The organism is Herbaspirillum sp. Her3, assembly GCF_057961275.1.
Genome location: NZ_CM176328.1, coordinates 3,010,509 through 3,023,982, shown reverse-complemented (window position 1 = coordinate 3,023,982; position 13,474 = coordinate 3,010,509). Strand labels below are relative to the sequence as shown.

Annotated in this window: 7 protein-coding genes and 4 pseudogenes; 5 read left to right on the top strand and 6 right to left on the bottom strand. The window is 52.3% G+C overall.

What is annotated here, in order from left to right; all coding sequences use genetic code 11:
* Positions 1-530: 530 nt before the first annotated feature.
* Positions 531-872: a hypothetical protein gene (locus ACVC5H_RS13800; RefSeq protein WP_489618424.1), complete on the bottom strand. Its 342-nt coding sequence runs from the start codon at positions 870-872 to the stop codon at positions 531-533.
* A 123-nt stretch (positions 873-995) separates the two neighbouring features.
* Between ACVC5H_RS13800 and ACVC5H_RS13795 the strand changes: the two genes are divergently transcribed.
* Together ACVC5H_RS13795 and ACVC5H_RS13790 are read left to right on the top strand one after the other, a co-directional pair.
* A complete protein-coding gene (locus ACVC5H_RS13795; protein ID WP_489618423.1) occupies positions 996-2,771 on the top strand; it encodes a hypothetical protein in 1,776 nt (591 codons plus the stop codon).
* Between the two features lie 803 nt (positions 2,772-3,574).
* Positions 3,575-7,780 (top strand): hypothetical protein, encoded by a 4,206-nt coding sequence (locus tag ACVC5H_RS13790; protein WP_489618422.1) that lies wholly within the window; start codon positions 3,575-3,577, stop codon positions 7,778-7,780.
* 160 nt (positions 7,781-7,940) lie between these two features.
* Here the strand turns inward: ACVC5H_RS13790 and ACVC5H_RS13785 are convergent.
* Positions 7,941-8,048, bottom strand: a pseudogene (locus ACVC5H_RS13785) (integrase core domain-containing protein); the annotation flags it as partial.
* Here ACVC5H_RS13785 and ACVC5H_RS13780 point away from each other — a divergent pair.
* Entirely contained in the window at positions 8,010-8,354 is a 345-nt protein-coding gene (locus ACVC5H_RS13780) for a helix-turn-helix domain-containing protein (protein WP_489618421.1), read from the top strand. The pseudogene ACVC5H_RS13785 and the gene ACVC5H_RS13780 sit on opposite strands and share 39 nt — an antisense overlap.
* Before the next feature lie 135 nt (positions 8,355-8,489).
* Positions 8,490-9,714, top strand: a pseudogene (locus tag ACVC5H_RS13775) (IS256 family transposase).
* Positions 9,715-9,733: 19 nt separating this feature from the next.
* On the opposite strand, the pseudogene ACVC5H_RS13770 reads toward ACVC5H_RS13775, so the two are convergent.
* The 4 genes and pseudogenes from ACVC5H_RS13770 to ACVC5H_RS13755 all read right to left on the bottom strand — a co-directional run.
* Positions 9,734-9,868: pseudogene (locus ACVC5H_RS13770) on the bottom strand (IS3 family transposase); the annotation flags it as partial.
* Between the two features lie 151 nt (positions 9,869-10,019).
* Complete coding sequence (locus ACVC5H_RS13765; RefSeq protein ID WP_489618420.1) at positions 10,020-10,367, bottom strand: hypothetical protein; 348 nt, start codon at positions 10,365-10,367, stop codon at positions 10,020-10,022.
* Between the two features lie 18 nt (positions 10,368-10,385).
* A complete protein-coding gene (locus ACVC5H_RS13760; protein WP_489618419.1) occupies positions 10,386-10,958 on the bottom strand; it encodes a hypothetical protein in 573 nt (190 codons plus the stop codon).
* 288 nt (positions 10,959-11,246) lie between these two features.
* Positions 11,247-11,897, bottom strand: coding sequence for a DUF1353 domain-containing protein (locus ACVC5H_RS13755; RefSeq protein WP_489618418.1), 651 nt, complete (start codon positions 11,895-11,897; stop codon positions 11,247-11,249).
* 243 nt (positions 11,898-12,140) lie between these two features.
* Here ACVC5H_RS13755 and ACVC5H_RS13750 point away from each other — a divergent pair.
* Positions 12,141-13,365, top strand: a pseudogene (locus tag ACVC5H_RS13750) (IS256 family transposase).
* Positions 13,366-13,474 lie beyond the last annotated feature (109 nt).

Here is a 13,474-nt window from a genome sequence, read left to right as displayed (position 1 = left end):
TGCTCGCAGATTCGACCCTCTCCATTTGACCCACCTTCCATTGCCTGCTGAAGGCAGCCACTCGGTCATACGGCCCCTCGTATCCCAGTTCTCTTAAGTCCAGGCACATCTGTTTCAGGGTCCTTCGTTGCTTCCAAGATTTGACCGCCTCTGCGCTGAGCTAGGCAGAGAGCCTGCGGTGAAGTCATCGAGCGAGCTTGGCGAACGCCTTGCTGGATAAGCAGGTTCGCCGACATCTGATCGGATGTGGCGGCAAACTGTGTTGCGGGAAATGTCGAGCCTGTGAGCAATTTCCCGAATTGAGATGCGGTCTCTGATGTACCAGCGTCTAATCCCTCCAGCATCAAATAAGGTGTGATCCTGCTCGGGGACCTTCAAGTGCAGTCACGACTTAATTATGAAAATGAAAATGCCTTCCTGATGGGAAGGCATTTTTTTTCCATTGATCTTGTCTAGCTCAATGTGTGTTGGCATGGCCGTATCCACGGCACGTGAAGGGCTGCCCCAAATGCAGTAAGTTAGCCAGGGCGCTAGCTTTTGGCGGGCTTCGTATCTACCTCAGGTGGCGCAGCTTTGGGATTTTTGGCTTGATCCTTGATCAATGCGCGCGCTTGGCCAGCGGTGATGCCAACCTTGGTCTCGACGTCCTTGAACAGCTTCTTGAAGCTTTCGATATCTTGGGGCGAGTATGGTTGGCGGGTGTGGCTATTGTCTGCCAGCTGCGCTGAGATTGCGCGATTGCTAACCCCTGCTTTTGCCATTTTTGCAATACGTTCGATCGTCACACCAGCACGGGAGGTGGCGCCAGAAACCTTGTCGAGAGTATCGACAATCGAATCTTGCACGGCATTAATTTTCTTTACAATGCTCATTTTCGGTACCTAGTTTATTGAAGTTTAAGAAGTGCTGACTCATTCCGCCTCGCGGTGAGAAAGCGCCTCTATCGTAGGGTTACCCGCAATTCACAGGTGCCGGAAATTTACGGAGACGTTGGCATGCCACTGGAAATTCAACAAAATAATGTAAAACAGACAACAATTATCCAATTTGTGGAGTCGCTTAGTGCAATGTTTGATTTAGGTACTCAGCAGGCTGAAAAGTTATCTTTGGCCAAGTCGTTCGGCACAAAGCAAGATCGCTATGAACTTCTGGACGGTGAAGAAGGTAGTCCACTCATCGACGCGTTGGTCGGCAGGTCTGTTGTCCAAGATGATGTGCAAAACGAAGTAGCACTAAAATTAGTACGCGCATTTCTTGCCTATGCGCAACAACTAATTTCGTGGTTGCAGGCGAGTCTGGTGCATGAAGCAATAGACCAAGAAGACCTCAATATTGCCTCAAGCAAATTATTTGGCACGCCTCAACTGGTGATGTTGATTTATGCCCTGCTTGAATCAGACCTGTTGAAGGACAATAGCCCGCTGAAACAGATTCCTTGCTGTGTTGAGACCCTAGTTGAACACGACTTCGACCCCATCCGCGCATGCAAGACACTGTTACGGTTACGCATCCAAGAAAGGCTATACGAAAGAACGCCGCTTGGTCTTGCGTTTCTCAAGCACATCAATAGTCTCGACCCGCGCTCGGTGCCTCGTCCGTCAACTCAGCGTCTTGCACTCAAAAAACTGGACACGGAATTAATTAATGTGCCGAAGTTCACCGAAAGTGAAAGGCATGCGCTAATCGACGAGTTGACAGGTATCTATGCGGCCATGATGGCTTTGCACGAACTACGTCGTCGTACTACTGAGCGGCACCCGCGGTTCTTCTCCTCAGTCGTTTGCCAGCTTCATTCAGATTTCAAAGAAGTCTTCGGCGCGTTCGAGCCTTCACGCCGACTAAAGGCAAACCGCGATTTGTTCTTGTTGATGTTGAATGCCGATGATCCCAGAAGGCTAACGGCAACGATATCGAACACCTCATCGTTTAGATCGCTGCTTGACAAGCATGCATCATTTTCAAGCAAAGGCCTGCCGAACCTCTTACGCGACTTTCTCCACGGTGGCATGACGCCATTTTGGAGCAAATCGAGATTGTTGAAAGCTAAGTCTCAGCTCAATCGCTTTACTAATAAGCCATTCTTCCACGGAGTGCGTTCGTTCATGGAAGGCCTTCTCGCTTTGAGCGATAACGCACCAGTTACTCAAGTCCATTTTGAACACTGCCTTGACGCTTCGGATCGATGGCCTCTTGGTCCGTTTCGCAGCCAAGCGGCCTTATTCCTGCTTGGAATTAAGTTGGCGCTGGAACCGGCGCAGTCACCAAATATATGGAATCCCTTACTTTCGATTTACCTCGATGCCATTCCGCAAGAGTTCATATTTCGGCTAAAGAGCGACGAGCAGGAAACAGTCGAAATGTACAACTTACGTGAACTTATAGGTAAGTACAACTCGTTAGTCTGGGCTCTCAGTCGTGCCAACGGCGCGTTGATAGTTAACCCGTTCAAGAAAATCGATACCTACTTGCAAAAAATATTTGATAAGGCAGGGAAGAGCAATTTGACGCTGACAGCCGAAACTATGGCGAAGCTCAGTATTGAGTCCACCACGAAGCGCGATCTGGAGCGAGTCAAGAGCGACTTCTACGGCACGCCACTCAATCAATGGCTGGAAGAGAAGCATATAGAGGAGATAACTCGTACATTCCCAAATCCCGACATGTGGGAACTCGTACCAGCAATTGAGCGCTACATGAATCTGCAAAGACCAATACAGAAAGCGATAGCCAGTGCTAGCGCATCGTCTATGGCAGAGAATTCCTTCAAGTAAATTAGCAGGTTCGATCTATTAAATGAGCATATAGGTAATTATCACTTTTTATGCCGAAATTGGCAGCCCATAGGGCACGTCATGAGCGGAATGTCGCCAAAAACCGCTGCAGGAGCTGAAATTTCGCATTCTTGGCACTTCCGGAACCTAGTGCGTGAACTTATAGTGCTTCATCATTGAATTAAAACTATTGGCGATCTGTTTTTATGTTGCGCAGTGACCTAGTACGGTTATGTTGCGTAGCTCGTGCGAAGTCGCACAACACAAACTGTGAGAAAAACAATGCGACTTGCTTTCCGTGTTGCACTTGACACAGGTCCTACTAGGCTCGTTTTGATGTCAAATCGGTTCGACACGAGGCAGTCGCATGCGTATCGATGCCTTCCAGTTCGGCACCCTGACAGCCACCGGAGCGATGATTGAACTACTCTGCCAGAGCGGGCTGACCCGCACTGGTCCTTGGCTTCAGCCTGCTGGTTTGTACCTTACCTCTAGGCTCGGCTATCGATTTGTCAATCAGTGGGGCCCCGCTTTTGCCAGTAGTTGCCCCATCCTGGGCTATTTCCCTGATGTCGCACGCGTGCCGCCGGCGCGGCACGCATTCAGATCGGGCTGTTGGATGCGCGCCCGGCGGCGCCCCGCCGACTTTTAGCAATTGGTCGATACACGTGTTGTCGCCCGCTTATGGCGGTCAGGATTGCCTACAGTTGAAGAAAAAAGTTGATGCATGTGCTAGATGTAATGCAATAAGATTGTTGCCCGGATTCACACATCATTGCCGCAAGCCAAAAAGAACATTAAGCATGAGCGAAGCAGACAACATATTGCGGGTCATAGAGCGCGACGACGCCACCGTCGAAGTCCTTTTCATCCACGGGCTCAATGGACACCACATCGAGACCTGGGCCCTAGGCGGGAAAGAGGACAACTACTGGCCGAAGTGGGTAGAAGACGACGTTCCCGGCAGCCTGTCGCTATCTTTCGGCTACCCAGCTCCTATCACTCTTCTTGGCTCAAATGACATGGCCCTGCCTGATCGCGCCAGGAACGCCTTGCAGTACTTACTGAACAAGCGTACTTGGAACCGGCCCGTGATCGTTATCGCGCACAGCATGGGTGGGCTCCTGATCAAGCAGATGCTGCGCGTCGCAGCCGACGGTAATAATGCGTGCTTCAAAGCCTGGGCCAGTAACATCGCCGGCATCGTCTTCTTCGCGACTCCGCATCATGGTTCAGACTGGGGCAGCGTTCTGGCGAACTTCTTGCCTGCCTCGGAGACGTCGGCGCAGCTGCAGCGCAGCTCCTCCTGGCTGCAGGACCTGCACCTCTGGTTCGACGCGCGCAAGCAACACCTGGCAAAGGCCGTATTCTATGAAACCAAGGATATGTACGGTTTTGCGAGAATTGTGCAGGCGCACAGCGCCATCTTCAATTTGCCCGACGGCCCAGTAGGGCTGGACGCCAACCACGAGTCAATCACCAAGTTTTCCGGGCGTGACGCTACCGGTTACGCTCAGGTCTGTACTCTTGTCCGGACCGCCATGCAGACCCAACTGCTGCAATGGCCGCAGGAAATAAGATTCCTTAAGGCATTATCGACGGAACTTGCCCGCGAAGCAGACCTCGCAGGCCATGTATCTGACGATACAGAGGTGAAACTCAGCGATGGCGTCTACATCGAACGGGATGCGGGCGCGGCGATCGAGGAATGGATCCTGAGGCCTGGGGAAGTCCGGGCAGGCTTGACCAGCGAAGCCGACGGTGCAGCCTACTTGATCAGCGGCGAAGCCGGCTACGGCAAGACGTCTTTGCTGTGGTGGTTATACCGACGCTTCGAAGACGACCGCAGTTTCCTAACGCTTTTCCTGCGCGCCTCGTGGCTCTTTAGGACCGAAGGCGCGGCCGCGGTCACCAACGAGAAACTGCTGACTTTCTGCGCACACGCGGCCCAGCTCGGACGGACGCCGCTGATTCTCATTGATACTGTCGATCTCCTGTTGCGCAGCGATTCGGACGCTGCCATTGTCATCCATGCATTACTCAACGCGATGTGCGGGGCAGGCGCCCGCGTCGTGATGACGACGCGGCCGCAAGAGGCGGCGCGTTTACGCATGACCAACTACACACTGACGTGCAATCGACTGGACGGTTATTCCGCGAGCGAAAGGACGGCAGCGCTTGCCGCTTATGCGGCGAGGTTCTACCCCTCGGCCCAGATTGCAGGTGCCCTGCCGAACGTCCAGAATTTGCAGAAAAAACTTACCTACGCGGGACCGCTCGCTGAGGTCTGCAGTTCCCCGCTGGCTATGCGCATGCTGTTTGAGATCTATGCGCCTGAAACCATTCCGCTACAAATTGACATGTTTCAGCTGTATGCACAGTACTGGACCGACCGCGTCGAAAGCGATCGCCGTTCGCTAAGTGGACAATCTGGCGGCAAGGACCTGCGAGCAGAAACTCAGTGGATCGCTTTGCTGATGCTGAGTGAGGGTAAGCTCGAACTCGATACGGGCTTCCTGAAGGAGCAATTCCATGCAAAAGACTTACAGTCCGACACAATCGGCGAACTGGCGCACCGCAGCATCCTGGTGCGTTCGGGCGACGATGCTTATGCCTTTTTCCACCAAACGTTTTTCGAACACGCGGCCGCGCGCGCAATACTCGACCTTTACAAGGACGGCGGAATCCGTATGCTCCGGGAACGGTCCGCATCCCGCGGGGGCGACTTATTCATAGGGCCCATCCTGGAGCACGCGCTGTTGCTCGCCGAGCAACTCAGCCATGCGTTCCGCGCCAAGGCTAGGGAGAACTTCTGCGAAATGCTGCATACGATGCAGTTGCATGACGAGACGATCGCGATCGGCGTTTTCTGTCGCTGGAGACAGAACGATGAAGAAAGGTTTGCCTACATACAGGACTGGATCCGTTCCGCCGACTGCACCCCGCTGCACGTGGCGGAGTTAATGCGCCACGCAGTGAACCTTCCCCAGCAACGCACGGGTGAGCTATTTCGCTTGCTGCCGGATCTTTGGAAGGTTGCCGGCGGCGCGCTGGATCTGCGTCTACACATCCTGGGTGCGCTAGCGCGTTTTGCTTGGCGCAACGCGCGCGAGGTCGCTTGCTTCCTCAAAGAGCACGAGGTGTTCGACTATGCGTTTCACCAGGACCAGATGCGCAGCGCAGCGGCCACGCTGTTCATGGAAACTGTATCTAATGTCTGGCTGAACGGAGGCGACGATGCGCAGGCCGCCTTTGAGCAATTAATGCTGGCTCTTGACCGCTCCATGATCCGCAAGAACACCGCACGCGCGGAGCGCCTCATTAGGATAGTCGGTGACGCCACCCCGGAGCATATCTCACTATTTCTCAATCGGTGTACACCCATCTTTGCGCGGTACTGGACGACGGTGATCCGCGCCAAGGACTTGTGCGATGCTTATGCGAAACTGGTCGCCACAAACTGGCACAAGCACGCGCTGAAGTTGAACGACATTGTCGACCAAGTGGACCTAGACCAGGCACACGCGGGACTCATCTTGCGCTCGCTGATCCATTGGATTGAAGACCACGATGTAGCGCAACGGATCGTGTTATACCGCCAGTTGATGGCTGCCACGGCGGTATGGCCTAGCCGGATTGCGCAGGGGGCGTATCCGCGCGTTTTCTATGGAGAACTGTTCGAGCGCTTCCAGTTCATCCCCGAACTAGCGGATGAGATCACGCAGTTCATCGCGGAGCTGATGCGCGATGAACTGGCGCGATGGACACCGCAGTGCAAAACGACGCGCCTGCAGGTCAGCATACGCTTAGTTCTTGAGGCGAATCTCGGTGCAGCACTGGTCACCCGCATGTTTGATCTGCTGGACAACATACCGGCTGACACCTGGCTCGCATGCAAGCCACTTTCCAAATTGCTGGCGCGGGCGAATTTTGCCGGTGTCGAGAGCGCAAAAATTGCCTACGATCTCTTTAGGAAAGACCCGAACGCCTTCGTTGAACTCGAGTACAACATGTTTCTCGGATTAGTTGCCGAGTACAGGGCGACCGGTATCCTGAAAGATCCCGAGTTGGTCTTGAAGCTCGTTGCGCGTCTGGGAGACGTGGCCAAGCTGCAGTGGATTGCGCCGGGACTGGCGGCCTGGCTGCCAGATTCCACTCAAATTCGCAGCGTGCTCCATGCCACTATCGACACGCTCCTGACGGGAAAGTCGTATCGTGGTCGCACTGCTACCGTACAGGCGCTGCCTCAGCTGATAGAGGACGGCTACTACCCGATGCCCTCGGCGGAGACAGCGCTCGCCTTCTTGAAGGAGGAAACGCGGGTGCTCAGCCGGGCCCATCTAGCCCGCTGGGTTGCGACGACCAATATCGCTTCTCCCGAAGATGCGGCCACGCTGGCGGCATTCTGCGTCGAGCAGCTGTCGACATTGCTGGAGCAATCTCGGCACAATTTGGAATTCCTAAAAGACGCTTATCTCGAGGCGCTCGTAAGCTTGGTGGAGAAAGGGCTCCTGGCGCCGGACGTGTCGTTTTCCGGCGAGTCTCTGGAACAGAAGCTGCTAGCGCTTACGCTAGCACAGCCTGTCAATGAACTGCACGCGCGTAAATTCGGGGCAGTCATCCGGCGCGTCGCTACATCGGATGTTCCCCGTGCGGTGGTCTTATTCGAGCAACTGCTTGAGGCGCCGGTGATCGATAAATTCGGACCTAGCCAAAAAGTCAATTTGAGCCGTCATCTGTGGCCGGCGTTCCGCGCGGTTTTCGAAGCAGGAGACTTGTTACAATTGCGCAAAATGCTTCAACTCGGGAAGAGAACAAAAGCGCACCTCGGCCGCTCGGCGTTAATAGCGGCGCTCGAGATTCGCTTCGACGAGCTTCAGCAAGATCTTGATCACATGCGCAACGACCTTGACCTCGCACCTGAGTTGGTACGCCTGATTAACACTTTCATGCGCTACCACGACAGGTCGCGCGGTTCGGAAGCATGGGAAGAGCTATTGACCGCTTGAGAGAATAGCCGACTATGACAGATTGTGAGCGCCGCTTGGCGTCATACAACGGCGTGGCAGCGTTTGTCCAATAAGGCTGCCGCATTGACCGTCCTGAAAAAACGGGGCCAGACTTAAAGTTAGTTTAAGAGGCAAGCCGCAGTGGTCCTGGAGTGGTTGCAGGCAATGTGGCCTGAGCTGTTGGTGGCCGGTATTTCAGTGAGCTATGCGGCCGAACGGTATTGTACTGATGGCGCCGCCTTTCGAAGATGACCTGAGCTTCTTTCAAGATCCTCCTCATGACAGCGAGCGGGAGAACTGGGTGAAAGACGTGGCCCTACTTGGAATTGTTAGGCGCTGGTACATCAGAGACCGCGTTTCGATCAGCGAAATAGCCCGCAGGCTGGGCGTTTCCCGAAACACTGTTCGTCGCTATATTCGGCCCGAGGCGATCAAACCTCAGCTGGCCAATAAAGAGATATGGGCCACTATCAAACGAGATTTCAAGGATGCCAGCATATCTTCTCTACGATCTGTCTCTATGCAGTTGCTGGAAGGCTTTGTGAAAAAAAAGATAGAGGGCTACCTTTCTTGATGAAGCGAAAATGGGAACGCCCAACGCCGGCAAGTTGGTGAAGCAACGATATATCCACGGCCCGCTAGAGGGCCTGTACATAATTTTGTGCAAACGGACTATTGGCAGGAAACTGTCGCCTTGTCCGGAGCCACAATGAGTAAAAAGAAACACGACGTACCAGAAGAATTACTGGCTGGATTGCTAGCCAATTACAAGAATCCCGAAGATTTAATAGGTGAAGAAGGCCTGTTGAAGCATCTCACCAAGCTGGTGGTGGAACGAGCCCTGGAAGCCGAACTGAGCGAGCACCTGGGTCATGAGAAGCAGGGGTGCGTAGCCAAGAGTCGGGCAATACCCGAAACGGCAAGAGTCGCAAGACGCTCAAGGGCGAATTTGGCGAGTTGCCGATTGAAGTTCCTCGGGTCCGTCATGGCAGCTTCGAACCGAAGCTGGTAACCAAGCATCAGACGCGCTGGGCCGGCTTCGACGACAAGATTATTTCGCTGTATGCCCGTGGCATGACGGTAAGAGAGATTCAGGCGCACCTGGAAGAGATGTATGGAACCGAGGTGTCACCCAGCCTGATTTCATCGGTCACTGACGCCGTTGTCGATGAAGTTAAAGCATGGCAAGCCAGGCCATTGAATCCAATTTATCCCATCGTTTATTTTGACTGCATCCATGTCAAAGTGCGTGAAGGAACGGTGCGAGTAAAAGCCGTCTACCTGGCCATCGGCATCACCATGGACGGCGAGAAGGAGGTGTTGGGACTGTAGCTAGCGCAAACGGAAGGCGCCAAGTTCTGGCTGCAGGTCGTCACTGAGCTGCGTAATCGGGCGTGCAAGATATCTTCATCGCTTGCGTTGACGGTTTGAAGGGCTTCCCGGATGCCATCGAAGCTGTATTCCCGAAGACCACGGTGCAGCTGTGTATCGTCCACATGGTTCGGCACAGCCTGAATTACGTCTCATGGAAACGACGTCCGGAGGTGGCGGCTGACCTATGATTGATTTATCAGTCGGCAACCGCCGAAGAGGCCGAACTCCGACTCGGTGAATTCGAAGAGAAATGGGATGCAGAGTATCTGCCTATCGGCCAATCTTGGCGGCGCAACTGGCCCCGTCTGATTCCGTTCTTCGACTTCCCACCAGAAATTCGAAAGGTCATCTATACGACCAATGCCATCGAGTCGGTCAACAGGAGTTTGCGCAAGCTGACTAAGAACCGAGGCTCGTTCCCAAGCGACGAGGCACCGGTCAAGTTCTTCTTCCTTGCCCTGCGTAACATCAGTAAAAAGTGGACGCTACCCATCCGAGATTGGAAAGCTGCACTGACTCGGTTTACTATCCAGTTCGGTGAACGTATCTCTATGAATTAAACGAAATCCCGTTTACACAAAAATTCGGACACGCCCAGGCCAGATGTGTGAGCGCCGTGGGCACATCGGGCTTATCCATGAAGGCGATGTAATCATGCTTCATCGTTTTTACGAACCGCTCCGCCATGCCGTTACTCTGTCGCGAGCGCACGGGCTTGGCGGCGAACTGTGTTGCGGGAAATGTCGCGCCTACAGGCAATTTTCCGAATTGATGTGCGGTCTCTGATGGACCAGCGTCGAATAATTCCAAGTAGGGCCGCGTCTCGATACTTGGAATGCGCCATGTGCCACATCAAAAATGATCTTCAGACAATCGCGGCTATTACTCCAGTAAAAGCGGTTCTCAATACATCTAGGATCGAATTAATAGCCTTTTGAACCGCGATCATAGTTAAATGTGAAACTGCTACAAGTACGCCCTCGCAAGCGTTTTTTTGCATCAAAAAGAGAATCTTCCCGGTTTCCGGCGAATATCCTTGCATGTTATCGATCTCATACATTGCCACGTTGCTGGCTATTTCAGAAAGCTGAATTGCCATCTTCTGGAATTCGGCCGGTGCGTAGGCCTTTACTGAATCCCAACCGTTGCCAAATGCGGTGCCTGCCGCCTCCATCATTTGGTCAAAAATGTTTTGCACATCGATAGCAGCCATGATTATCACTCCCTTTAGTTATTTTTTAGCGTTCTCAACAACCGAAACCGCGTTGATGGATTGATTCATAATCTTTACGGCCGTGACAGCTGTTGCAGGCCTCAAGCAAGAAATCTGCTTTTTATTATCTTTTTTGTCTGTGCATTTATCGGTCTCGCTGTGAATACGTTTGATGGCGGTGAGCTGAGCTTTGACCAAGACCAGTAGCTTTTCATTGCATCCTTCTTCATTACCATCGTTGCTTGCGGAGTCGGGCTGAATGTCGGCGGGAATATCCCGGCCAAAAATTGCTTCGACCCTCCTGAAAACCTTCTTCTCAAGTTTGCATCCCTTGCTATTGGAAGCGGTTGATGCTCTGGCTATCAGCACATCTATCTTTGCTTCCAGTGCGTTGTAGGTTTTTAGGTTCGCCTCATAGGAACCCTCCGCGGTGCCAGCTTCGTCCGCTAGGTTTTTACTGAAGGTGCCGAATTGTTCGGAGAATTCAACGATGCCTTTGTCAATCACTTCGTCGTAGGTGCTGACTAGTCTAAAGCTCCCGCAGCCGCTAAGCGAGGTGATAACTGTTAGTGTAAAAAGCAGCTTTTTCATATTTTTATATCTCCTTAAATGAACTCCACTGCGGATTCGTTTTTTCTAGGAAAAATGTCCCACACCAACAATTTCACATCACAAAATCTGCCGCCAATACGCAAGCATGTTTGGATCAAATTACATTGGCAGCATCTTAAGATAAAGCCAACGACCGCGGTTTGACAGACGGAAAAATCGCACCGAGGTCAAGTAGCCAGCTTTTATAGAGATCAATGCTCCGGTTCCTATATTCGCTAGCATGACGCTGAGCCATGGCCATAGATGATTACCGATCTGTAGCTAGCGCTATTTACGGAAAAGAATTCTACTCAAATCTGTTTGTACCCTAATCTCATTTCCAAGAGCACTGCATATTTTAGTCAGAGCGGAATCAGTTTGAGGAAACTGTTCGATTGCATTTTTGGAGCGCAAAAAATTTCTAAAGATTTTCCAATCGGAAACTGGTGTTCTGTCCTCGAGGTACGCGGGTGGAATGACCCGGATGAGATGCTCTTCTTCTCGCTCGCGCTTATTTGTTTCCCACGCATGGCCGCCAGCTAATTCAAGGCGTAAAATTTGAAAAAAACTGAACTGAGTTATTTCGTCGACGCCTGCATCTTGCATCGCCTGATAGATTATTTTGTCGGCATCTTTCCTAGTACATACCCCTCGCCAGTAGAGGTAATCGTGCAATATCGCCGCAGTTAAGTATTTGCCAAACGGCGGGTATTTCGACCAAACGATTCTGGGAGTGCTCGCTAAATCTGTGACAAAGCCTTTAGGTACGATTATTGAAGCGGTAGGCCCGTCGTAATAACGAACGACAAATTCCATATCTTGTAATACGACCCACTGGGTTCCGTCACCAAATGGACTAAGGGCTGCGGGATCTTTTAAGGTTATGGTCGAGCAACCGAACAATACCAATGAAATGAAAACAATAATGAGGCGGGTCATATCTTCTTTCTCAGTCTTACAATTTTTCTTGTTGAAAAATGGCAACTATTGAGTTTGCAGATGCTGATATTGACTAGGGAATTGCGCTCACCCTGTTGTTACATTTGGTTACACGCATAAAAGTATATACCCGTAAAACGAATGGCGTACAGGTGCCAGTGAAGTGCTCCCAGAGATGGGCCTGTACATAATTTTGTGCAAACGGACTATTGGCAGGAAACTGTCGCCTTGTCCGGAGCCACAATGAGTAAAAAGAAACACGACGTACCAGAAGAATTACTGGCTGGATTGCTAGCCAATTACAAGAATCCCGAAGATTTAATAGGTGAAGAAGGTCTGTTGAAGCATCTCACCAAGCTGGTGGTGGAACGAGCCCTGGAAGCCGAACTGAGCGAGCACCTGGGTCATGAGAAGCAGGGGTGCGTAGCCAAGAGTCGGGCAATACCCGAAACGGCAAGAGTCGCAAGACGCTCAAGGGCGAATTTGGCGAGTTGCCGATTGAAGTTCCTCGGGTCCGTCATGGCAGCTTCGAACCGAAGCTGGTAACCAAGCATCAGACGCGCTGGGCCGGCTTCGACGACAAGATTATTTCGCTGTATGCCCGTGGCATGACGGTAAGAGAGATTCAGGCGCACCTGGAAGAGATGTATGGAACCGAGGTGTCACCCAGCCTGATTTCATCGGTCACTGACGCCGTTGTCGATGAAGTTAAAGCATGGCAAGCCAGGCCATTGAATCCAATTTATCCCATCGTTTATTTTGACTGCATCCATGTCAAAGTGCGTGAAGGAACGGTGCGAGTAAAAGCCGTCTACCTGGCCATCGGCATCACCATGGACGGCGAGAAGGAGGTGTTGGGACTGTAGCTAGCGCAAACGGAAGGCGCCAAGTTCTGGCTGCAGGTCGTCACTGAGCTGCGTAATCGGGGCGTGCAAGATACTTCATCGCTTGCGTTGACGGTTTGAAGGGCTTCCCGGATGCCATCGAAGCTGTGTTCCCGAAGACCACGGTGCAGCTGTGTATCGTCCACATGGTTCGGCACAGCCTGAATTACGTCTCATGGAAACGACGTCCGGAGGTGGCGGCTGACCTACGATTGATTTATCAGTCGGCAACCGCCGAAGAGGCCGAACTCCGACTCGGTGAATTCGAAGAGAAATGGGATGCAGAGTATCTGCCTATCGGCCAATCTTGGCGGCGCAACTGGCCCCGTCTGATTCCGTTCTTCGACTTCCCACCAGAAATTCGAAAGGTCATCTATACGACCAATGCCACCGAGTCAGTCAACATGAGTTTGCGCAAGCTGACTAAGAACCCGGGCTCGTTCCCCAGCGATGAGGCGCTGATTAAACTATTCTTCCTGGCCCTGCGCAACATTAGTAAAAAGTGGACGCTGCCCATCCGAGATTGGAAAGCTGCACTGACTCGGTTTACTATCCAGTTCGGTGAACGTATCTCTACGAATTAAACGAAATCCCGTTTACACAAAAATTCGGACACGCCCCTTCCCCGACGCAGAGAAACAGCTGTCGGCTGGTAAGAGTGCGGCTGACATTGTGCTTCGATGCGAGAATTGG